The sequence below is a fragment of the Mycobacterium sp. 852013-51886_SCH5428379 genome (assembly GCF_001665575.1).
GTDB lineage: Bacteria > Actinomycetota > Actinomycetes > Mycobacteriales > Mycobacteriaceae > Mycobacterium.
In genome coordinates this window covers 1-22,111 of record NZ_LZSU01000001.1, presented here as the reverse complement: position 1 = coordinate 22,111, position 22,111 = coordinate 1, and the positions used below count along the sequence as shown (strand labels likewise).

General features: G+C 69.0%; 20 protein-coding genes and 1 tRNA gene. 10 read left to right on the top strand and 11 right to left on the bottom strand.

The window, feature by feature from the left end; all coding sequences use genetic code 11:
* Position 1: 1 nt before the first annotated feature.
* The gene (locus A5757_RS00085) at positions 2 to 508 is read right to left on the bottom strand and encodes a DUF402 domain-containing protein (protein ID WP_197497210.1); all 507 of its coding nucleotides are present in this window, start codon (positions 506 to 508) and stop codon (positions 2 to 4) included.
* 71 nt (positions 509 to 579) lie between these two features.
* On the opposite strand from A5757_RS00085, the gene uvrB reads away from it, so the two are divergent.
* Positions 580 to 2,739, top strand: coding sequence for an excinuclease ABC subunit UvrB (gene uvrB, locus A5757_RS00080; RefSeq protein ID WP_066827857.1), 2,160 nt, complete (start codon positions 580 to 582; stop codon positions 2,737 to 2,739).
* A 45-nt stretch (positions 2,740 to 2,784) separates the two neighbouring features.
* The gene (locus tag A5757_RS00075) at positions 2,785 to 4,212 is read left to right on the top strand and encodes an MFS transporter (protein WP_066827856.1); all 1,428 of its coding nucleotides are present in this window, start codon (positions 2,785 to 2,787) and stop codon (positions 4,210 to 4,212) included.
* On the opposite strand, the gene A5757_RS00070 is transcribed toward A5757_RS00075, so the two are convergent.
* The gene (locus tag A5757_RS00070; RefSeq protein ID WP_066827854.1) at positions 4,188 to 4,913 is read right to left on the bottom strand and encodes an MgtC/SapB family protein; all 726 of its coding nucleotides are present in this window, start codon (positions 4,911 to 4,913) and stop codon (positions 4,188 to 4,190) included. The genes A5757_RS00075 and A5757_RS00070 overlap by 25 nt on opposite strands.
* Positions 4,914 to 4,999: 86 nt before the next feature.
* On the opposite strand from A5757_RS00070, the gene A5757_RS00065 reads away from it, so the two are divergent.
* Positions 5,000 to 5,073: transfer RNA gene (locus A5757_RS00065), tRNA-Cys, on the top strand.
* 455 nt (positions 5,074 to 5,528) lie between these two features.
* On the opposite strand, the gene A5757_RS23540 is transcribed toward A5757_RS00065, so the two are convergent.
* The gene (locus A5757_RS23540; protein ID WP_231983839.1) at positions 5,529 to 5,816 is read right to left on the bottom strand and encodes a hypothetical protein; all 288 of its coding nucleotides are present in this window, start codon (positions 5,814 to 5,816) and stop codon (positions 5,529 to 5,531) included.
* 182 nt (positions 5,817 to 5,998) lie between these two features.
* Here A5757_RS23540 and A5757_RS23925 point away from each other — a divergent pair, with 182 nt between their 5' ends.
* The 3 genes from A5757_RS23925 to A5757_RS23525 all read left to right on the top strand — a co-directional run bounded on the left by A5757_RS23925 (position 5,999) and on the right by A5757_RS23525 (position 8,253).
* Positions 5,999 to 6,643 (top strand): hypothetical protein, encoded by a 645-nt coding sequence (locus A5757_RS23925; RefSeq protein WP_304440358.1) that lies wholly within the window; start codon positions 5,999 to 6,001, stop codon positions 6,641 to 6,643.
* A gap of 435 nt (positions 6,644 to 7,078) precedes the next feature.
* Entirely contained in the window at positions 7,079 to 7,603 is a 525-nt protein-coding gene (locus A5757_RS23530) for a hypothetical protein (protein ID WP_231983836.1), read from the top strand.
* The gene (locus tag A5757_RS23525) at positions 7,600 to 8,253 is read left to right on the top strand and encodes a hypothetical protein (RefSeq protein WP_231983835.1); all 654 of its coding nucleotides are present in this window, start codon (positions 7,600 to 7,602) and stop codon (positions 8,251 to 8,253) included. The genes A5757_RS23530 and A5757_RS23525 overlap by 4 nt, the downstream gene beginning before the upstream one ends.
* Before the next feature lie 50 nt (positions 8,254 to 8,303).
* On the opposite strand, the gene A5757_RS00055 is transcribed toward A5757_RS23525, so the two are convergent.
* A complete protein-coding gene (locus A5757_RS00055) occupies positions 8,304 to 9,632 on the bottom strand; it encodes a HAMP domain-containing sensor histidine kinase (RefSeq protein ID WP_231983837.1) in 1,329 nt (442 codons plus the stop codon).
* Positions 9,633 to 9,777: 145 nt separating this feature from the next.
* Between A5757_RS00055 and A5757_RS00050 the strand changes: the two genes are divergently transcribed.
* Positions 9,778 to 10,635, top strand: a complete 858-nt coding sequence (locus A5757_RS00050; RefSeq protein ID WP_066827850.1) for an acyl-CoA thioesterase II — start codon at positions 9,778 to 9,780, stop codon at positions 10,633 to 10,635.
* A gap of 1 nt (position 10,636) precedes the next feature.
* Here A5757_RS00050 and A5757_RS00045 read toward each other — a convergent pair whose 3' ends face one another.
* Positions 10,637 to 11,296, bottom strand: coding sequence for a UdgX family uracil-DNA binding protein (locus A5757_RS00045; RefSeq protein ID WP_066827848.1), 660 nt, complete (start codon positions 11,294 to 11,296; stop codon positions 10,637 to 10,639).
* A 40-nt stretch (positions 11,297 to 11,336) separates the two neighbouring features.
* Positions 11,337 to 12,872: a glycosyltransferase family 39 protein gene (locus A5757_RS00040; RefSeq protein ID WP_231983834.1), complete on the bottom strand. Its 1,536-nt coding sequence runs from the start codon at positions 12,870 to 12,872 to the stop codon at positions 11,337 to 11,339.
* A 316-nt stretch (positions 12,873 to 13,188) separates the two neighbouring features.
* Here A5757_RS00040 and A5757_RS00035 point away from each other — a divergent pair, with 316 nt between their 5' ends.
* Positions 13,189 to 13,635: a universal stress protein gene (locus A5757_RS00035; RefSeq protein WP_066827844.1), complete on the top strand. Its 447-nt coding sequence runs from the start codon at positions 13,189 to 13,191 to the stop codon at positions 13,633 to 13,635.
* Positions 13,636 to 13,713: 78 nt separating this feature from the next.
* Positions 13,714 to 15,015, top strand: coding sequence for a cytochrome P450 (locus A5757_RS00030; RefSeq protein ID WP_066827840.1), 1,302 nt, complete (start codon positions 13,714 to 13,716; stop codon positions 15,013 to 15,015).
* Between the two features lies 1 nt (position 15,016).
* Here A5757_RS00030 and A5757_RS00025 read toward each other — a convergent pair whose 3' ends face one another.
* A complete protein-coding gene (locus A5757_RS00025) occupies positions 15,017 to 15,517 on the bottom strand; it encodes a DUF427 domain-containing protein (protein ID WP_066827838.1) in 501 nt (166 codons plus the stop codon).
* The gene (locus A5757_RS00020) at positions 15,507 to 16,184 is read right to left on the bottom strand and encodes an MBL fold metallo-hydrolase (protein ID WP_066827836.1); all 678 of its coding nucleotides are present in this window, start codon (positions 16,182 to 16,184) and stop codon (positions 15,507 to 15,509) included. The genes A5757_RS00025 and A5757_RS00020 overlap by 11 nt, the downstream gene beginning before the upstream one ends.
* A gap of 100 nt (positions 16,185 to 16,284) precedes the next feature.
* Between A5757_RS00020 and uvrA the strand changes: the two genes are divergently transcribed.
* Positions 16,285 to 19,179 (top strand): excinuclease ABC subunit UvrA, encoded by a 2,895-nt coding sequence (gene uvrA, locus A5757_RS00015; RefSeq protein ID WP_066827902.1) that lies wholly within the window; start codon positions 16,285 to 16,287, stop codon positions 19,177 to 19,179.
* On the opposite strand, the gene A5757_RS00010 is transcribed toward uvrA, so the two are convergent.
* From A5757_RS00010 to A5757_RS23365, 3 genes are read right to left on the bottom strand one after another with little or no spacing between them, the layout of a single operon-like run.
* Positions 19,169 to 20,635, bottom strand: a complete 1,467-nt coding sequence (locus tag A5757_RS00010) for an NAD(P)/FAD-dependent oxidoreductase (RefSeq protein WP_255360344.1) — start codon at positions 20,633 to 20,635, stop codon at positions 19,169 to 19,171. The genes uvrA and A5757_RS00010 overlap by 11 nt on opposite strands.
* Positions 20,636 to 20,663: 28 nt before the next feature.
* Positions 20,664 to 21,848 carry a winged helix DNA-binding domain-containing protein gene (locus A5757_RS00005; protein WP_066827834.1) on the bottom strand — a complete coding sequence of 395 codons (1,185 nt, stop codon included), beginning with the start codon at positions 21,846 to 21,848 and terminating at the stop codon, positions 20,664 to 20,666.
* Between the two features lie 3 nt (positions 21,849 to 21,851).
* Positions 21,852 to 22,028, bottom strand: coding sequence for a hypothetical protein (locus A5757_RS23365; protein ID WP_197497209.1), 177 nt, complete (start codon positions 22,026 to 22,028; stop codon positions 21,852 to 21,854).
* Positions 22,029 to 22,111: the final 83 nt, after the last annotated feature.

Genomic DNA, 22,111 nt, shown 5'->3' with positions numbered 1-22,111 from the left:
CTTACAATGCCTGCCAGGTGAGGACCATGCCCTCGCTGGCGAGCCAGCCGTGCAGGTCATAGCGGTGCGCCGTGAGGCCTTCGACGGCGTGCACGGCCGTACGCACGGCTTGTTCGCCCTCCTCGGGAGTGAGCAGATTGTGCCGCACCGCCGTCAGCAATTCGTCGACGTCGCACAGCTCGACGCCGCGGCCGGTGCGCACGACCAGGTCCAGGTAGTGGTCCTCGGTGGTCCACCGCTGCGGTCCCGCGCTGACCCGGCCCACGTCGAGGTAGAAGTCCTGGTCACGCTCGTATCCGGGGTTGAAATGGAAGATGGTCGCGCGCAGGCTCAGGGTGGGCAACAGCCACGACTGCAGGTAGTGGAACTGCGCGCGCCCCGGCGTGGGTCGCGCCATGTAGAGACCCCACGGGTGCACGGCGTAGACGTCGACGTCCCGCACGATGCCCTTCGGGTCGGTGTTCGTGCGGGCCTGCAGGTCGAATGTCTCGTGCTTCGGCGGGTGGATGAGGCCAGCATAAGTCCGAGATCACCTCCGGGAACAAGTTCGTGTCGGTGGTGGGTTCTAACCTGGTAATCATGGCTTTCGCTACCGAACATCCAGTGCTCGCGCACTCGGAGTACCGCCCCGTCGAGGCGATGGTGCGTGCCGGCAACCGCTTCGAGGTCGTCAGTCCGTATTCGCCCGCCGGCGACCAGCCCGCCGCGATCGACGAGTTGGAACGGCGCGTCCGGGCAGGCGAGCGCGACATCGTGCTGCTGGGCGCCACCGGCACGGGTAAATCGGCGACCACCGCATGGCTCATCGAACGGCTGCAGCGGCCGACGTTGCTGATGGCCCCGAACAAGACGCTGGCCGCCCAGCTCGCCAACGAGTTGCGCGAGATGCTGCCGAACAACTCCGTCGAGTACTTCGTCTCGTACTACGACTACTACCAACCTGAGGCGTACATCGCGCAGACCGACACCTACATCGAGAAGGACAGCTCGATCAACGACGACGTCGAGCGGTTGCGCCACTCGGCGACGTCGAGCCTGCTGTCGCGCCGCGACGTGGTCGTGGTGGCGTCGGTGTCCTGCATCTACGGTCTGGGCACCCCGCAGTCCTACCTGGACCGGTCGGTGGAACTGAAGGTCGGCGAAGAGGTGCCCCGCGACGCGCTGCTGCGGCTGCTGGTCGACGTGCAGTACACCCGCAACGACATGGCGTTCACCCGCGGAACGTTCCGGGTCCGGGGCGACACCGTGGAGATCATCCCGTCCTACGAGGAGCTCGCGGTCCGCATCGAGTACTTCGGCGACGAGATCGAGGCGCTGTACTACATGCATCCCCTGACCGGTGACGTCGTTCGCCAGGTCGACTCGTTGCGCGTGTTCCCCGCGACCCACTATGTCGCCGGACCCGAGCGGATGGCGCAGGCCATCTCCAGCATCGAGAAGGAACTCGAGGAGCGACTGGCCGAACTCGAGGGCCAGGGCAAACTCCTCGAGGCGCAGCGCTTGCGGATGCGCACCAACTACGACGTCGAGATGATGCGCCAGGTCGGGTTCTGCTCCGGCATCGAGAACTACTCGCGGCACATCGACGGCCGTGGCCCGGGCACCGCCCCGGCGACGCTGATCGATTACTTCCCCGAGGACTTCCTGCTGGTCATCGACGAGTCACACGTCACCGTGCCGCAGATCGGCGGCATGTACGAAGGCGACATGTCGCGCAAGCGCAACCTGGTCGACTTCGGCTTCCGGCTGCCCTCGGCGGTCGACAACCGGCCACTGACCTGGGAAGAGTTCGCCGACCGAATCGGGCAGACGGTGTACCTGTCCGCCACCCCCGGACCATACGAACTCAGCCAGTCCGGCGGTGAATTCGTCGAACAGGTCATCCGCCCGACCGGACTCGTCGACCCCAAGGTGATCGTCAAACCCACCAAGGGCCAGATCGACGATCTGATCGGCGAGATCCGCGCGCGCACCGAACGCGACGAACGCGTGCTGGTGACGACGCTGACCAAGAAAATGGCCGAGGATCTCACCGACTATCTCCTCGAACTCGGCATCCGGGTGCGGTATCTGCATTCGGAGGTCGACACCCTGCGGCGCGTCGAACTGCTACGCCAATTGCGGTTGGGGGAGTACGACGTGCTCGTCGGCATCAACCTGCTGCGCGAGGGTCTGGACCTGCCCGAGGTGTCGCTGGTGTCGATCCTCGACGCCGACAAGGAAGGGTTCCTGCGGTCCACGCGCAGCCTCATCCAGACGATCGGCCGCGCGGCGCGCAACGTGTCCGGCGAGGTGCACATGTACGCCGACAAGATCACCGACTCGATGCGCGAGGCGATCGACGAGACCGACCGTCGCCGTGCCAAACAGATCGCCTACAACAAGGCAAATGGCATCGATCCGAAGCCGCTGCGCAAGAAGATCGCCGACATCCTCGATCAGGTCTACCGCGAGGCGGAAGACAGCGATAGCGTCGAGGTCGGGGGATCGGGACGCAACGCATCCCGCGGCCGGAGGGCACCGGGTGAGGCGGGTCGCGCGGTCAGCGCCGGCATCGTGGAGGGTCGCGACACCGCGAACATGCCGCGTGCCGAGCTGGCCGATCTGATCAAGGACCTGACCGAGCAGATGATGACGGCGGCGCGGGACCTGCAGTTCGAGCTGGCCGCCCGGATCCGTGACGAGATCCAGGATCTGAAGAAGGAGTTGCGCGGCATGGATGCGGCGGGCCTCAAGTGACGAGGTGTTGACCTCAACCGTCGTTGAGCTCTTAGCCTGTCCGGCGTGACGGAAACGACGGCCGTGTCCGGGGGCGCGTGGCGAGATCTGCTCGGTGCGCGCTATCTCGGGACGTCGACGGTGCTCGCGGGTGGCGTCGCGTTGTACGCCACCAACGAGTTCCTGACGATCAGCCTGATGCCGAGCGCCGTCGCCGAGATCGGCGGCGAGCGGTTCTATGCATGGGTTACGACGGTCTATCTGGTCGCGTCGGTGATCGCGGCGACAACGGTGCATCCGGTGCTGATGCGGCTCGGACCCCGGCGGGCGTATTTGTCGGCCTTGGCCGTGTTCGGGCTCGGCAGCCTGGGCTGCGCACTCGCGCCGAGTATGGAGTTGCTGCTCGTCGGGCGCGCGGTGCAGGGTGCGGCCGGCGGGTTGCTGGCGGGTCTGGGATACGCCGTGATCAACACCGCGCTGCCACGTCAACTGTGGACGCGCGCGTCGGCGTTGGTGTCGGCGATGTGGGGCGTCGGCACCATCGTGGGCCCGGCATCCGGTGGACTGTTCGCCCAATTCGGAAGTTGGCGTTGGGCTTTCGGAGTACTCACGATTCTCACCGCCGCAATGGCGGTGTTGGTGCCGATCGCCCTCGTCGCACGGAACCCGACGGCCGATCGACCGGCGCGGCTGCGAATCCCCTTGGCATCGCTGCTGTTGCTGGGCTCGGCGGCTCTGATGGTCAGCGTCGCGGGCATCCCCAGCGACGTCCGGTTCACCGCAGGATTGCTGGGGGTCGCGATCGCGATCGTCGTCGTCTTCGTGTTCGTGGATCGGCGCGCCTCCGTTGCGGTCTTCCCGCCCACAACATTCAGGCCGGGACCGCTCAAGTGGATCTACGTCACGCTGGGCCTGCTGATGGCCGCCACCATGGTGGACATGTATGTGCCGCTGTTCGGGCAGCGGCTCGCCGGGCTGGCCCCGGTGCTGGCGGGGTTCTTCGGGGCGGTGCTTTCGGTGGGCTGGACGGCGGGAGAGATCACCAGTGCTTCGCTGCGGCGCAGGCGGATCATCGTTCGGACGGTCACTATCGCGCCGCTGGTCATGGCCGTCGGTCTCGGTATCGGTCTGCTCGCCATGCGTGACGAGATGTCGCTGCCGTGGGTGATCGTCTGGGCGGGCGGATTGGTCCTCGCCGGGGCGGGCATCGGTATGGCATGGCCACACCTGTCGGCGTGGGCGATGAGTCGGGTGCGCGACCCCGAAGAGGGACCGGCAGCGGCTGCGGCCATCAACACGGTCCAATTGATCTGCGGCGCTTTCGGTGCCGGCCTGGCGGGCGTCGTGGTCAACCAGGCGGGCGGCGGCGGAGAAGCGCAGGCCGCGCGCCTGCTGTTCGGGGTGTTCGCGGTGCTCGCCGCGATCGGCGTCATCGCGTCGTCGCGCGCCGCTTCGGGGGCTGACCAGACTCAGTCGGGATCTTCGTCAAGCTGACGGATCGACATCACGCCGTCGATGCCGGCCAGTACGGCGGGTGCGGTGAGGATGCGGCTGCCGGCGAGCGTCAGCATCGCGCCGGCCTCGCCGTGCGGCGCTCCTGGAGGGTCGGCAGCCAGCTCCGTGAGCTGCCAGTCCCGTCGCTCGCAGGCCTGGAGCAACTTGGTCAGCACGCCCCGATCGCCGTCGTAGGTCACGTGCAGGCGGACGGATCCGCTCAGCCGCGCGTTGAGGCGTCGCGCCAAGGGCATGAAGCCGAGCACGATCACGAAGTGCAGGCCCGTCACGATGCACGCGAGCAGGAGCAGACCAGAGCCTGCCGCCATGCCGATCGCCGCAGATTCCCACACCGCAGCGGCGGTGGTGAGTCCGTGCACCGAACCGCGTCGGAAGATGATGATTCCGGCGCCGAGGAATCCGATGCCCGTAACGATCTGTGCCGCCACGCGAGACGGGTCCACTTCGACGGTGCCGGTCGCGAGCACATCGCTGAATCCGTACTTGCTCACCAGCATGATGAGGGCCGCGGCGGTGCCGACAATGGTCTGTGTGCGCAGTCCCGCGCTCTTGCCCTGCACTTCGCGTTCGAGACCGATCAGGGCAGTCAGCCCGAACGCGACGAGCAGTTCGACGATCTGCCTTGTGCCCTGACCGGGGCCGCCGAAGAACGGCGGGTCGGTGGCGAGCCAGAGATCCATGCCGGAAGTATCTCGCGTCCATTACCGATCACCGTGAGCGAAACGCTCGACCGCCGGCGCGCCGGCTGGCAGGGTTTCGAAGTGACGCGGGTGTGGCTGAGTGGCTAGGCACCGGCCTGCAAAGCCGTTTACACGGGTTCGAATCCCGTCATCCGCTCCAAGTCATGATGGTTTGCTGCCGGCTCGCGATACGCGATGGCGTCTGGGTGGCCGATGCCCATCGCTTGGAATCCACGGCTCTCAACGCTCCAGTGGGGACGTGCATCCACTGCTGCCCCTGACCGCCGAATCTCTTCGGTCACCGAACCACCTCTCATTGGCAACAGTTCGATAAACCGCCAATTTGTCGCGCCGGGCAAAGTGACGACCCGCGGCTACGTTCCCCTCGACGCGTAAACGTCACGAAGCGCAAAGGAACTGAGGGAACATGTCGCGGACGACAAATCGAGTGGGTGTCACCGCCCTTGCCACCGCGGGGGCATGCTGCGTCGTGCAGCTGTTCAACCCGGCGACGGCTGTGGCGCAACCGGCGAGCCCTGGCGTCCCGTGCTTGAACATCGTGCAGCAGTTGCTCACTGTTCCGGGGCGTCTCCCTGAGACGCTGCCTGCGGCGAATCAGGCGTTGACAACCGCCACCCCGCCCGCGGGTCCAATTCCTCCCGCCGGCTCGGCCAACGGCACCGCGCTCGCGACGCCGCCGAAACCGCCGATCCCGCCTGCGGGCTCACTGAACGGCACCGCCCGGGTGACGCCGCCTGCGCCCGGCATTCCGCCCGCCGGTTCCCTGAATGGCACCGCGCTGTCGACGCCGCCGGTGCCGGGCACGCCCCCCGGTGCCACGGTCAACACCGCCAGCGGCGCCCTGCCGCCCGCTCCCGGCATCCCGCCGGCCGGTTCTCTCAACGGCACTGCGCTGTCGACGCCGCCGGTGCCCGCCGCACCTCCCGCAGCGGTGGTGACGCCGGCCGCCGGTGCGGTCCCGCCGGCACCCGGTGCGCCGGGTGTGCCCGCCGGGGGCGCGGGTGGTGGCGGTCTTCCGCCGGTGCCCGCCGCACCTCCCGCCGCAGTGGTGACGCCGGCCGCCGGTGCGCTTCCGCCGGCCCCCGCTCCTGCCGGTCCGCCCGCCGGGGTCGTTCAGCCGGCCGCCGCTCCGCTTCCTCCGGCCCCCGCTCCTGCCGGTCCGCCTGCCGGGGTCGTTCAGCCGGCCGCCGGTGCGGTTCCGCCGGCTCCGGCTGGTCCGCCTGCTGGTGTGGTTGAGCCTGCGGCGGGTGCGCTGCCGCCGGCTCCGGCCGGTCCGCCTGCTGGTGTGGTTGAGCCTGCGGCGGGTGCGCTGCCTCCGGCTCCGGCTGGTCCGCCTGCTGGTGTGGTTGAGCCTGCGGCGGGTGCGCTGCCTCCGGCTCCGGCTGGTCCGCCTGCTGGTGTGGTTGAGCCTGCGGCGGGTGCGCTGCCTCCGGCTCCGGCTGGTCCGCCTGCTGGTGTGGTTGAGCCTGCGGCGGGTGCGCTGCCTCCGGCTCCGGCTGGTCCGCCTGCTGGTGTGGTTGAGCCCGCGGCCGGTGCGCTGCCTCCGGCACCGCCGGTCCCCGGCGCGCCCGCTGGTGGCGCCGGTGGAGGAGCGCTGCCTCCGGCACCGCCGGCTCCGGGCGCGCCTGCTGGTGGCTCGGGTGGCGAGATCGTGCCGCCTGCTCCGCCCGCTCCGGGTGGCGGCACGATTGATTCTCAGTCCGCGGTGACGCCTCCGGCGCCGCCCGCTCCGGGCGCGCCTGCTGGTGGCTCGGGTGGCGAGATCGTGCCGCCTGCTCCGCCCGCTCCGGGTGGCGGCACGATTGATTCTCAGTCCGCGGTGACGCCTCCGGCGCCGCCGGCCCCGGGCGGAGGCACGATTGATTCTCAGTCGGCCGTCACGCCTCCTGCTCCGCCTGCGCCCGGTGGTGGGTCCGTCACCCCGGTCGAGCGGTTCAGCCCGCCCGCACCGCCGACTCCCGGTGGTGGATCGACGACTCCGATCGAGCGCTTCTCACCCCCAGCCCCTCCGGCTCCGGCCGTCCCCGCTGGCAACTCGGTCACGAACGTCACCCCGCCGGCGCCGCCGGCACCCGGGGTTCCCGCTGGAAACTCGGTCACGAACGTGACGCCTCCGGCTCCGCCGGCGCCTCCGGCTGCGGTGGTTGAGCCTGCGGCGGCTGCGGTTCCGCCGGCTCCGGCTGGTCCGCCTGCTGGTGTGGTTGAGCCTGCGGCGGGTGCGGTTCCGCCGGCTCCGGCTGGTCCGCCTGCTGGTGTGGTTGAGCCTGCGGCGGGTGCGGTTCCGCCGGCTCCGGCTGGTCCGCCTGCTGGTGTGGTTGAGCCTGCGGCGGGTGCGGTTCCGCCGGCTCCGGCTGGTCCGCCTGCTGGTGTGGTTGAGCCTGCGGCGGGTGCGGTTCCGCCGGCTCCGGCTGGTCCGCCTGCTGGTGTCGTTGAGCCTGCTGCCGGCGCACTTCCCCCGGCCGGTCCTCCCGCGGGCGCCGGTGCGGGAGCGCCCGGCGCCGGCGCCGGGGCAACCGGTGCGGGCGGCGCGCCGCCTGCCGGCCCGCCGGTGGGTGTCGTCGAACCCGCTGCCGGCGCGCTGCCGCCCGCTGGTCCCCCCGCCGGCGCCGGTGTGCCCGCCGCTGGTGCGGTTCCGCCTCCGCCGCCGGCTCCGCCCGCCGCTGTGGTGACGCCTGCCGCTGGTGCGGTTCCGCCTGCGCCGCCGGCTCCGCCCGCCGCCGTCGTGGTGCCTGCCGCTGGTGCGGTTCCGCCCGCGCCGCCCGCCCCGCCCGCCGGCGTCGTCACGCCTGCGGCCGCGGTCGCCCCGCCGGCTCCGCCTGCGCCGCCGGCCCCGGCCGCCGCCAACGTGCCCGTCGTCGCTCCGCCTGCGCCGCCCGCTCCTCCCGGCGGTGCGTCGACTGCGGTGAACATCCCGGCTCCGCCCGCTCCTCCCGCGCCTCCTGCGGGTGGTTCGACCGCGGTGAACATCGCCACGCCGCCTTACCCGCCCGCCGGTGGTGTGCCGGCCGGTGGTGGCGGAGCAGTTCCTCCGGGCGCGGGTACGCCGCTCGAGGGCGCGGCTGCGGTGTTCGACATGCTGCTCCCGGGCGTCCCGGCAACCGGCACCCCCGGTGCGGCGCTGGCCAGCCCGTGGGATCTGGTGCCCACGATCACGGTTCCGCAGATCCCCGGCATGCCGATTCCGTTGCCCACCGAGATCAAGATGCCCAGCGACGGCATCTGCGCGGGAACCGGTGGTTTGTGGTCGGCGACGGCCACACCGGGTGCCACCCCCGCGTCGGTCGCCACTCCGGCAGCGGATCGCCGCGACGACTGGTGATCACCGGTTGACACGATCGGGCCCGGCAGCACTGCTGCCGGGCCCGTTCGTCACTGCGGGACCGGCAACCGCAGAAGCAGTCGCGCGCCGCCCATCGGACTGGTCTCCAGAGATGCTGTGCCGCCGTGCAATTCGGCCTGCTGGGCCACCAGTGCCAACCCGAGACCTGAGCCTGACCGCGTTGCGGTCGACCCCCGGGAGAACCGCTCGAACACCAACGTGCGTTCGCCTTCGGGAACTCCGCTGCCGTTGTCGTCCACGGCGATCTCCACGTGATCACCGGACCGGATGGCGCTCAATCGGATCTCGGTCGCGTCGCCGTGTTTGACGGCGTTGGCGATGGCGTTGTCGATCACCAGACGTAGCCCCGCGGGCAGGCCGATGATGCGCACCTGCGCCGACGGCACGAGCGACACGTCGAGATTCGGGTAGCTGCGCATCGCGTCGTGGGCCGCCCGGTCGAGCAGTTCGGTGAGATCGACCGGCACATGGTCGTCCGCGGTGGTCAACTCGCCCTGCGCGAGACGTTCCAGCGCGGTCAGCGTCGCCTCGATGCGTGTCTGGGTGCGGACGATGTCGCCGATGACCTCCGTGCGCTGCTCGTCGGTCATGTCGAGCGTCGAGAGCACCTCGAGGTTGGTGCGCATGGCGGTCAGCGGTGTGCGCAACTCATGGGACGCGACGGCGGCGAAGTCACGCGCGGACTCCAGCGCCGCCTTGGTGCGCAGCTGCTCCTCACCTATCCGCGCGAGCATGCCCTCCACGGCCTCGGCGATCTCGACGGCCTCCCACACCCCCCGAACCTGGACCTCCTCCGGCTTGGACTGGGCATTGATCGCCCGGGCCTGTTGGGCCAGCAGCCGGAACGGGTTGATCATGATGAACCACATCACCCAACCGACCAGCACGGTCCCGGCGATGACACCGCCACAGATGAGCACCACCCGCAGATGCAGCATGTCGATCCGGCGCTGCGTATCCGCCAGCGGCGCACCCAGCGCGATCGTTGCCGGACCGGCGGCGAAGGTGCGCACGCGGTATTCGACACCGTTGATCGTCGTGTTCGCGTAGCCGACTTCCAGTTCCGGCAGCACGATGTCCTTCGGCACCGAGAGCGTGGTGCTGCCGATCCGCGCGGTCCGCACCAGGCTGCCGTCGGGCACGGTCGAGGCGGCATCTTCGGGTTCCGAAGCGCTCAGCAGTGAGCTGAGCTCACCGAGGCTGGTCACCGAGTCGAGTTGGCGGTCCAGCTGGCTGTACTGGTCGTTGGTGACCCCGATCCACACCCACGTGCCCAGCGTGAGAACCAGGATGACGACCGACAGCGCCGCGACGATCACGATCGTGCGCAGCGACAGAATCGGCATCGGCATCGGCATGAGCCGACGCAGCCGGTCGTCGACCCGCACTAGCTGACCGGCTGCAGGTCGTCACGTGAGCGTGACGGGTGCGCAGCAGTGTCCACGCCCCACATCTTGCCTGACCGGTTCTGTCGATCGCCGTGGCGTCCGGCATGATGCCCCGGTGACATCGGCCCACCTTCCCGAGATCGTGTCGACGCTGGACGTCGATCAAGTCGGCGACGACCAGTTCGTCGCCACCCAGATCGACAACCCAGCGCATCACATCGTCGGCGGCCACATCGCCGGTCAGGCGCTGATGTCGGCGGGCCGCACCGTTGGCCCCGACCGCATCGCGCACAGCGTGCACGTCTATCTGCTGCGCGCCGGTGACGCCCGCCGCCCGGTGGACTTCGCGGTGACCCGGTTGCGCGACGGGGGAGTCCTGTCCTCGCGACGGGTCCTGGCCACCCAGGACGGGCAGGTGCTGCTCGAAGCGCTCGCGTCGTTCACCGTTCCGTTGGAAAGCCTCGACTACCACCAACCCCTGCCCGACGTCCCCGCACCCGAATCGCTGCCGACGGTGCAGGAACAGCTGAGCGGGTACGCCGCCGAACACGGCGGACACTGGGTGCGGCCCCAACCGATCGAACTGCGCTACGTCGATCCGCCGCCGCGTCTGTCGGTCGACCTGCCCGAGCGGGAACCGCGGATCCGGAAGTGGTGGCGCCCAGTGGGTTCCGTGCCCGGCGACGCCCTCATGAACAGCTGCCTGCTCACCTATGTCGCCGGCACCACGCTGCTCGAAACCGCCATGGTGGCGCGCCGCACCACGCCGGTCGACAGTTTCTCGGCGCTCGTCGACCACGCGTTGTGGTTCCACCGTCCGGCCGACCTCGGCGACTGGGTGCTCTCAGATGCGGTGTCACCCAGCGGAATCGGCGGCCGCGGCCTGGCCACCGCGACGATGTACAACCGCTCCGGCGGGCTCGTGTGCACTGCGACGCAGGAGATCTACTTCGGTCGCAGCGGCCCCCGCTGAACTACGACGTCATCAACCCGGACGCCACCCGTAGATCGTCGACGAGGGCGTCGAACGCCCGCTCCCGGTCCTCGGGCGGACCGCGCAGCACCGACGACGGATGGACGGTGGCCACCACCTCCGGGTCGAGATCGGTGATCGACGTCTCCGACGGCAGCCGGAGCACCTCGCCGCGATGAGCGGTCAGCCGGAAATCGTTGCCCATCAACGCTTTCGCCGCTGTCGCGCCCAGCAGTACGACGACGTCGGGACGCACCGCATCCAGTTCGGCGAGCAGCCACGGACGACAGGCCACCACCTCGGTACGGCTGGGGGTCTTGTGGATCCGCCGAACCCCGCGTTCAGCGCGGGTGAACTTGAAGTGCTTGACGGCGTTGGTGACGTAGACCTCGCCGCGGTCGATGTCCGCAGCGGCCAGCGCGCGGTCGAGGAGTTTGCCCGCCGGACCGACGAAAGGTTTTCCGGCCCTGTCCTCCTGGTCGCCGGGTTGCTCACCGATCATCACCACCCGGGCGCTCGAGCGGCCCTGGCCGAACACTGTCTGCGTGGCGTCCTGGTACAAACCGCATCCTTTGCAAGCCTGCGCAGTCTCGGCGAGCACCGTCAGGTCGCGGATGTCGGCGGGCACGAACTCGGCCGCGCCCGGGGCAGCGGTCACCATGGTCGCGGACTACCCGCCGCGTCGACACCTCATGCGTCGCTCACCGCGTCGATTTGGTGACCTGGGCGAAGTTGAACTGCCAACGTTCGACGACGTGGAAGCCGAGGCGTTCGGGCACCCGGTAGGCGGGCGCCTCCCGCAGGCGCGGCCCCGGATCGAGGGCCTCGCCGCCCTGCCGGTCCGGCACCGCGGGATCGCGTTCGGATACAGTCCACAGCACCGTGCAGCGTCGCACTTGGTCGGCCACCGCCCAGATCGCGATGTGGAAGTCCCACAGTCGATTCCGTGCTGGGCCGGATGCGCCGCGGCCCGGATCGGCCAGGTGGGCGTAGGCGTCCGGCCGGGCCGCGGTCATCGGCCGGATCGGACCCGGCAGCCACCTCACCGTGTTGTCCATGATCAGGCAGTCGCCGGGTGCCGAGTTGGCGCTGATGACGTCGGCGACCTGGCTGTAGTCCATCCCCTCCTTGGCGTAGGCACTGCGCTGCGCCAGCAGGTAGTTCGGTGTCGCGGCGATCGCCATGACCGCTGTCAGCGCCACCACCCCCTCGCGCGACCGCGCGAGGGCAACTACGCACACCGCGAGCATCAGGGCCAGCGCCGGCGCGGTGTAGCAGAGGTAGCGGGGGTAGTAGACCGGCTTGAACAGGGCGGAATACATCAGTAGTCCGGCGGTGGGCGCGACGATCCACGACACCGCCACCAGCGTCAGCACCCGTTCGCCCGCACCGACATTCAGAGTGCGCCGGCAGACGACGCACACCAGCAACAGCAGGCCGCTCAGAAGGGCGAACGCCAACGAGTGATCGAAGTACTGCCGCTGCACGATCTCGAACACGGTGTCGGTGCTCAGCGGCGGGATCCATCGCACCTGCGCGATCTGCGTGCGGCAGTAGAGGAGAAACGGCGCGAGCGCGACGATCGCCGCTGCGGAGGCCACCGTCCAGCGGATCAATTCGGCCCGCCGTCCCAGAGCGAGGACGACGACCGCGTGGACGGGCACGATGAGCACCACGAACACGTTGAGCACCGTGGCCACGACGACTCCGCATGCGTAGAGCGGCCACCACCGTCGCCGCTGCTCCCGCACGGCGGTGACCACCAGCACCGTCAGCCACACCACGGCCAGCGTCGACAGCGCATAGGACCGCGCCTCGAGTCCCGCCCAGGTGATGCGCGGCAGAATCGCGAACATCACCCCCGCGCACACGGCCACCGCACGGCCACTGAACTGCCGGCCCAGCACCACCACACCGGCCGCCGCGCCGCCGATCGCGATCGAACTCGACAGCCGCGACCAGAACTCGGTCACCGGGAACACGGTGAACCACCCGTGCATGAGGAAGTAGTAGAGCCCGTGCACGGCGTCGATGTTGTGCAGCAGGCCCCACAGTTCGTGCAGCGAACGGGTCGAGGCGGAGATGGTCGCGGCCTCGTCGAACCACAGTGAAGGCCGCGCCGCGCCCGCCGCGCTGACCACCGTCGCGAACAGCGCGACGACAGCGGCATCGGGCAGCCACATCCGCACGTGCGTACGGCGTTCCGGCGCCTCGCCGACGACGGGTGCTGCCGTCACTGGTTGGCCCACTGCCCGTCCCCGTCATGTGTCCCTGATGGTGAGCGAACCGTAGCGCGGGCCGACGTGACGCGCTTCCCGGCGTTGAGCCACGTCACTCAGCACCACCGGGTGTCGGCGGACCACTCGGCCCCTTCGTCGTCGTATCGGTCACTGCGACGATTGCTCGGTGTGGTCGGAAGCTAACATCAGTGCCGGTAGAACGCGGGATTTCGGCGCGTGACCGGCTCGCCGGGTGTGGTGAATAGCGCCCGGGTGCCTCCGCCGACGCGTTAATGTCACGAATGGCGAAGTAACTGACACTTGGAGGGTATGGATGAGCGCCTATCGCACCGTGGTCGTCGGCACGGACGGTTCGGATTCCTCGCTGCGAGCGGTGGACCGCGCCGGACAGATCGCGGCCGGCTCCGGCGCGAAGCTGATCGTCAGTACCGCCTACTTCCCCCAGAGCGAGGATCAGCGCGCCGCTGACGTCCTCAAGGACGAGGGCTACAAGATGTCGGGCAACGCGCCCATCTACGCCATCCTGCGGGAGGCCCGCGACCGCGCGCACGCGGCCGGGGCGCAGGACATCGAGGAACGCGCGATCGTCGGCGCGCCGGTCGACGCACTCGTCGAGCTGGCCGAAGAGGTCAAAGCCGATCTGCTGGTCGTCGGCAACGTCGGTCTGAGCACCATCGCCGGCCGGCTGCTGGGCTCGGTGCCCGCCAACGTCGCGCGCCGGTCCAAGACCGACGTGCTGATCGTGCACACCACGCCCTGATCCGCTCGACGAGCCGCGTCGAATCCTGACCGCAGCGTCGCACCGGGTGTCACACTCGGTGCGACGGGGAGGTCACGGATGACGACAACACTGCACCCCACGGGGATCGCGCCCCGCGAAAACGGCGTGCCCCCACCACACGTCCCGCTCGACGACATCGACCTGAGCCGGCTCGACTTCTGGCAGTGGGACGACGACCACCGTGACGGCGCCTTCGCGACACTGCGTCGCGAGGCGCCGATCCGGTTCTTCGAGGTGCCGGTGATGCCGGGGTTCACCGCCGGCGCCGGGCACTGGGCGCTGACCTCCTACGACGACGTACGGCATGCCAGCAGGCATCCGGAGATCTTCAGTTCGGTTCCCACCAGCACCGCGCTCAACGACGTCGCCGTCGAGATCTCGGAGTACGTCGGATCGATGATCTCGCTGGACGATCCGCGTCATCTGCGGTTGCGCGGCATCGTCAACCGCGCATTCACCCCCAAGGTGCTGACGCGGATCGAGGAGAGCGTGCGCGAGCGGGCGCGCCGCCTGGTCAGCGACATGGTGCGCGACCATCCGGACGGGCAGGCCGATTTCGTCGAGTCCATTGCGGGACCGTTCCCGCTGCAGATCATCTGCGACATGATGGGCATCCCAGAGGAAGACGAGGAGAAGGTCTTCCACTGGACGTCGATCATCCTGGGCGCCGGAGACGAAGAGATCGCACCTGACTTCGACACCCTCGTCGGCGCGGTGCTGGCGCTCGGCCAGTACGGCGTCGACTTGGCCGAGGACCGCCGGATCCGTCCGACCGACGACCTGACCACCAACCTCGTCCTCGCCGAAGTCGACGGCGAACGTCTCACGTCGGCCGAGATCGGTTCGTTCTTCATCCTGCTCTCGGCGGCCGGCAACGAAACCACCCGCAACGCCATCAGCCACGGCATGGTCGCGCTGACGCGTTATCCCGAACAGCGCGCGCGCTGGTGGAACGATTTCGATGCCGTCGCGCCCACCGCCGTGGAGGAGATCGTGCGGTGGGGCACCCCGGTCATCTTCATGCGCCGCAACCTGACCGAGGACGTGGAATTACGGGGCGTGCGGATGAAGGCCGGCGACAAGGTTTCGATGTGGTACAACTCGGCGGATCGCGACGAGACCAGATTCGACAACCCCTGGATGTTCGATGTGACGCGAGATCCCAACCCGCACATCGGTTTCGGCGCGGGCGGGGCGCACTTCTGTCTGGGCGCCAACCTGGCCAGACGCGAGATCCGGGTCCTCTACGAGGAGCTGCACCGGCAGGTGCCGGGGATCGTCGCGACCGGCGAGCCGGCGATTCTGCGGTCGGCGTTCATCCACGGCATCAAACGGCTCCCGGTGGGCTGGGACGTCTGAGTCACCATCCCATCGACCCGGGCGCCCCTTTGAACGGGCCGACCACCCGGCTGGTGATCCACCCGCCGTAGAAGTCGCCCGGCTGCGGCGTGACCACTTCACCGTCGACGGTGCAGCGGTCCATCTGCGCCGCCATCACCGCGACGGCGCCCGCTAGCGGCTCGAAGCCCGGCGTCGGCTGCGGATAGGTCCAGGCCGCCCGAGGTGCGACACTCTCTCCGGCGATGACGTCGAAGTAGGCGGCCTGGCCCTTCCATTCGCACCACGACCTGCCGTTCGCGCGGCGCAGGGCTCCCGACGCAAAGCTGTCCAGCGGAAGGTAGTAGGTCGGGGGATGGCTGGTCTCCAGCACCCGCCAGGCATGGTCGGTCGCGGCCACGGTGCAGCCGCCGAACTCGACGGTGATGGTCGCGCGGATCTCCTCCAGGCGGGGCGGGCGCGGGTAGTCCCACACCGACTCCTGGCCAGGGCCGGGGACCAGCGGGACCGGCCTACCAGCCACGCTCGCGCCACTCGGCCAGATGCGGGCGCTCGGCGCCGAGGACCGTGTCGTCCCCGTGGCCGGGATAGACGACCGTCGAATCCGGATAGACGTCGAACAGTCGCGAGCTGACGTCGTCCAGAAGCTGTTCGAAGTGGCCGGGTTCCCAGGTCTTGCCCACCCCGCCCGGGAACAGGCAGTCGCCGGTGAACAGGTGCACGGCGTCACCGGCGGCGGCGCCGTGCAGGGCCAGCGCGATGGATCCGGGCGTGTGGCCGCGTAGATGGATCACGTCGAAGGTCAAGTCACCGATCTGCAGCGTGTCGCCGCCGGCGAGGTGCCGCTCAGGCGGTATCGGCAGCGGTCCGGAATCCAGTTCGTGCGCTGCGGTCGGCGCCCCGGTGGCCTCCGCCACCGCCGACAGCGCCTGCCAGTGGTCGAAGTGCTGATGGCTGGTCAAGATCAGCGACACCTTCGGCGCGTGTGTCTTGATGACGTCGAGCAGCGCCTCGGCGTCGTTGGCGGCGTCGATGAGTAGGGTCTCGCCCGTTCGGGAACACGTGATCAGGTACGCGTTGTTATCCATGGGGCCCACCGACACCTTGACGATCGTCGCACCCGGCAGGGTGCGCCGGGCGGCGGTGCCGGAGTCCACGTGGCCGGTGTAGTTGTCGTCGACGACTGTCATAGAGGCCACCGTATCGGGCTTGTCGGACATGACACCTAGCATGAGTCGGACTGCGTGCGCGCGGTACGTACCCCGGCGCATCGAGATCGAGAGGACCGAGTTGGCTGATCGCCTGATCGTCAAGGGCGCGCGTGAGCACAATCTGCGCAGCGTCGATCTCGACCTACCGCGTGACGCCCTCATCGTCTTCACCGGTCTGTCCGGATCCGGTAAGTCGTCGCTGGCCTTCGACACGATCTTCGCCGAGGGGCAGCGCCGCTATGTGGAGTCCCTGTCGGCCTACGCCCGGCAGTTCCTGGGGCAGATGGACAAGCCGGACGTCGACTTCATCGAGGGCCTGTCGCCTGCGGTGTCCATCGACCAGAAGTCGACCAACCGCAACCCGCGCTCGACGGTGGGCACGATCACCGAGGTCTACGACTACCTGCGCCTGCTGTACGCCCGCGCCGGCACCCCGCACTGCCCGGTCTGCGGGGAGCGCATCGCCCGCCAGACACCGCAGCAGATCGTCGACCAGGTCCTGGCCATGGACGAGGGGTTGCGCTTCCAGGTGCTCGCCCCGGTGGTCCGCACCCGCAAGGGCGAATTCGTCGACCTGTTCGACAAGCTCAACACGCAGGGCTACAGCCGCGTGCGGGTCGACGGTGTGGTGTATCCGCTCACCGATCCGCCGAAGCTGAAGAAGCAGGAGAAGCACGACATCGAGGTCGTCGTCGACCGCCTCACGGTCAAGGCGACGGCCAAACAGCGCCTGACCGACTCGATCGAGACGGCGCTGAACCTCGCCGAGGGCATCGTGGTGCTCGAGTTCGTCGACCGCGAGGACGACCATCCGCACCGGGAGCAGCGGTTCTCCGAAAAGCTGGCCTGCCCGAACGGCCATCCGCTGGCCGTGGACGACCTGGAACCCCGCTCGTTCTCGTTCAACTCGCCGTACGGCGCCTGCCCGGAGTGTCTGGGCCTGGGCATCCGCAAGGAGGTCGATCCCGACCTGGTGGTGCCGGATCCGGATCTGACCTTGGCGGAGGGCGCGATCGCCCCGTGGTCGATGGGACAGACCGCGGAGTACTTCACCCGCATGCTGTCCGGACTCGGCGAGGCGATGGGTTTCGACACCGACACCCCGTGGAAGAAGCTGCCCGCCAAGGCGCGGCGGGCGATCCTCGAGGGCTGCGACGAGCAGGTGCACGTCCGCTACCGCAACCGCTACGGCCGCACCCGCTCCTACTACGCCGACTTCGAAGGCGTCATGGCGTTCCTGCAGCGCCGGATGGAGCAGACCGACTCCGAGCAGATGAAGGAACGCTACGAGGGGTTCATGCGCGACGTGCCGTGCCCCGAGTGCGACGGCACCCGCCTCAAGCCCGAAATCCTCGCGGTGACGATGGCCGCGGGCGACCATGGCAGCAAGTCGATCGCCGAGGTCGCGGAACTCTCGATCGCCGACTGCGCCGCCTTCCTCAACGCGCTGACCCTCGGCCCGCGTGAACAGGCGATCGCCGGGCAGGTGCTCAAGGAGATCCAGTCGCGGCTGGGCTTCCTGCTCGACGTCGGCCTGGACTACCTCTCGCTGTCACGGGCGGCGGCCACGCTGTCCGGTGGCGAAGCGCAGCGCATCCGGCTGGCCACCCAGATCGGCTCCGGCCTGGTGGGTGTCCTCTACGTCCTCGACGAGCCGTCGATCGGTCTGCATCAGCGCGACAACCGCCGTCTCATCGACACCCTCGTGCGGCTACGGGAACTCGGCAACACCCTGATCGTGGTCGAACACGACCTCGACACCATCGCCCACGCCGACTGGGTGGTCGACATCGGCCCGGCGGCGGGCGAGCACGGCGGCCGCATCGTGCACAGCGGCACCTACAAAGATCTGCTGCGCAACAAGGAGTCGCTGACCGGCGCATATCTGTCCGGCCGGGAGAGCATCGAGGTGCCGGCGATCCGGCGCCCCACTGATCGCAAGCGGCAGATCACCGTCGTCGGCGCCCGCGAGCACAACCTCAAAGGCATTGACGTCGTGTTCCCGCTGGGCGTGCTGACCTCGGTCACCGGTGTGTCCGGGTCGGGGAAGTCGACCTTGGTCAACGACATTCTGGCCTCGGTGCTGGCCAACAAGCTCAACGGCGCCCGCCAGGTGCCGGGACGGCACACCCGGATCAACGGCCTCGACCAGCTCGACAAGCTGGTGCGGGTCGACCAGTCACCGATCGGCCGCACCCCGCGGTCCAACCCGGCGACCTACACCGGGGTGTTCGACAAGATCCGCTCGCTGTTCGCCGCCACCACGGAGGCCAAGGTCCGCGGTTACCAACCGGGCCGCTTCTCGTTCAACGTCAAGGGCGGCCGCTGCGAGGCGTGCTCCGGCGACGGCACGATCAAGATCGAAATGAACTTCCTGCCCGACGTGTACGTGCCGTGCGAGGTGTGTCACGGCGCCCGGTACAACCGGGAGACCCTCGAGGTGCACTACAAGGGCAAGACCATCGCCGAGGTGCTCGACATGCCGATCGAGGAGGCCGCCGAGTTCTTCGAGCCGATCAGCTCGATCCACCGCTACCTCAAGACGCTGGTCGACGTGGGTCTGGGCTACGTACGGCTGGGGCAGCCGGCGCCGACGCTGTCGGGCGGTGAGGCGCAGCGCGTGAAGCTGGCCGCCGAACTGCAGAAACGGTCGACCGGGCGGACGGTGTACATCCTCGACGAGCCCACCACCGGTCTGCACTTCGAGGACATCCGCAAGCTGCTGAAGGTGATCAACGGTCTGGTCGACAAGGGCAACACCGTGATTGTCATCGAGCACAACCTCGACGTCATCAAGACCTCGGACTGGATCGTCGACATGGGTCCCGAGGGCGGTGCCGGCGGCGGCACCGTGGTCGCCGAGGGGACCCCGGAGGACGTCGCTGCCAACCAGGACAGCTACACCGGGCACTTCCTCGCCGACCTCATCGACGTACCCGCGCCGGCGCGCAAGCGGCGCAAGGTCAGTGCGTGACCTCGTAGGCGTCGAGGTCGAACGCGCGGGTCTGGTTGCGGAACCGGAACGTGAAGTCGGGCCACAGTGTGGTGTTGTTGCCGTGCGCATCGAGATACCAGCTGGCGCATTTGCCGGTCATCCAGACCGACCCGTTCAGCTTCTGCTGTAGCTGCTCGTTGTAGGCGTCCAGGACGTCCTGCTTCACCTCGACGGTCTGCAGACCCTGCTGCTGCATGGTGGTGACGGCGTCGACGACGTAGTTCAGCTGCGACTCGATCATGTAGACCATCGAGCTGTGCCCTAGACCGGTGTTCGGGCCGACGAGGACGAACATGTTCGGGTAGCCCGCGATCGTGGTGCCCTTGTAGGCCCGCATGCCCTTGTCGGCGAACTTCTGCGTGAGGCTCGCACCGTCTGCGCCGCAGACGGTCTCGAACATCGGTGAGTCCGTCACGTGGAAACCGGTGGCGATCACGAGCGCGTCCACTTCGCGACTGGTGCCGTCGGCGGTGATGATGCGGCGCCCGTCGATGCGTTCGATGCCGTCGGTGACGAGGTCGACGTGGTCGCGGTCGAGCGCCGGATACCACTCGTTGGAGATGAGCATGCGTTTGCACCCGATGCGGAAGTTCGGGGTGACCTTGCGGCGCAGTTCGGGATTGCGGATTTCCGAACGGATCTTGAGGCGGGACATCAGTTCGAACCCCTTCATCAGGTTCGGGTTCTTGGCCAGGCCGACGACCTGTATCTCGCGGCCGGCGTAGATCCCGGCGCGGGCCAGCCGCAGGAATCCGGGGATCTTGCGGAACGCCCAGCGCTCCAGCTTGGTGAACGGCCGGTCGAACCGGGGCAGCAGCCAGGGTGCGGTGCGCTGGTAGACGTCGAGGTGGGCGACTTTGTCGGCGATCGCGGGCACGATCTGGATTGCGGATGCCCCGGTGCCAATGACCGCGACGCGCTTCCCGGTCAGGTCCGCGTCGTGATTCCACTGGGCGGAGTGGAACATCTCGCCACCGGCATCTCTGAACGACTCGATGCCCGGGATGGGCGGCAGCGACGGTTCGGCCAACGAACCGAACGCGGCGATGAGGATGTCGGCCGTCAGGTCGCCGTGATCCGTGCTGATGTGCCAGCGTCGCTGTTCGGGGTTCCACGCGGTGCGGGTGACCGTGCACCCGAACCGGTGCCGGTCCAGAACACGGTATCGCTCGGCGAGGCCGCGCAAGTAGTTCTCGATCTCCGGTTGGCTGGAGAACGACCGCGTCCAGTCCGGGTTCAGCGCGAACGAATAGGAGTAGAGGTGCGACGGAACATCGCATGCCGCACCAGGATACGTGTTGTCGCGCCACGTGCCGCCGACGTCGTCGCCGCGTTCGAACACCACGAAGTCGCGCTGACCGGCCTGGTCGAGGCGGATGGCGGCGCCCATTCCGGAGAAGCCGCTGCCGATGATCGCTATCCGGACGTGTTCCACGCCAGCCCCTTCCGTCGGTGGGGCTAGGTTAGCCAGCTTCGGGCGGTTCGAACCGCGCTTTGATCAGCGGTGACGGGAAGCGGGGGGCGATGCGGGTGCCGTCCAGCCAGGAGGTGAGGTCCGCGGCGCGCCGGGACAGCGCGGCGAGGCCGTCGCGGCCGACGTCTTCGACGAGGTGCAGCACCACCCGCGCATCCGCGTCCTGACCCCACCCGCCCACGATCCGGCCATTCCACCATGCGGTCGGGCCGCCGTTTCCGTTGCGGTCGAACACGTGCGGACGATGCGGGCCGAGGTACCACTCGCGGTCGTACCAGCCCATCGTGGTGACGTCGAGTCCGGGCAGCAGTCCCGCCCACGGGCCGCACGCGGGTTCGGGTTCCAGATCGTCGGGCAGCGCCACGCCGGGGGAGCCGTGCAGGTCCACCTCGACCGCGCCGATCGCCTCCAGCGTGCTCCGGGCCCAGGTGAGCGTGTTGCCGAACCACCACTTGACGTCGGTGACGGTCGCGGGTCCGAAGGCGCGCAGCCAGCGCCGCACGACGATGCGCGACGCCTCCTCGGCGTCCAGGGGCGCGTTCGGCTCGCCGAGCCAGTCGCCGATGGCCGCCCAGCGGGGGCGGCTGGCGGTCCAGCCACCGTCATTGGGTCCGCGCACGATGTCGCCCTGAACCCCGAGCACGGTGAGAACCCTTGGGCTGAGAGGACTATCGCCACCCCAGGGTTTACCGGGCGCAGCGTCGAAGCTGCCGGCCAGTTCGGGAAGCGCTGCACGCAACTGCCGCGCCCCGGTCGGCCCATGTGCCTGCAGATGGCCCAGCACGGCAGCGCAGGCGGTGTCGAGCCAGGATGCGGCGTCGGGCGTGACGCCACCCTTCTGCGCGTCGGCGACCAGCCGCCTGCGTTCGGTGGCCGCGACGCGGTCGCTGGCCGCAGCCTGCACGGCCGGGAGGTCGGCCCGCGAAATCATCCACAGCGTCCGGCGCATCGCCAGGTGTTTGAGCAGGGTGCGCCGAGCGTAGAGCTCTGCGTCCAGATCGGCGACGGTGAACCCGGGTACCCGCGCCCACAGCGAAAGATAAGGGGTGGCCGGGTCGGTGGCGTGCAGGCCCACGACGCCGGTGACCACATCGGTCAGCGAATCCGGTTCAGTGCAGAGGAAATGACGACGGGCGAGCCGATCCCGACGCTCGTCGAGCGTGAAACAGCGCACCGCTCAGTGGTTTCCGCCCTGCTCTTCGCGCATGGATTCGCGGATCTGCGCCAGCCGCTCCGCGGCGGCGCGCTGCCGCTCCTCGTACTGCTCGTCGGCGGCGCGCCCCTCCGGCGTCTCGGCGTCCAGTTCGGCGGCGCCGATCGACGTCCCGTAGCGGGTTTCGATCTTCTCGCGCACGGACTCGAAGGTGGGAACGCCGCCGGGGGTGTAGCCGGTGTCGAGCGCTTCCGCGGGTGGCGGGGCTGTCTCTTATACACATC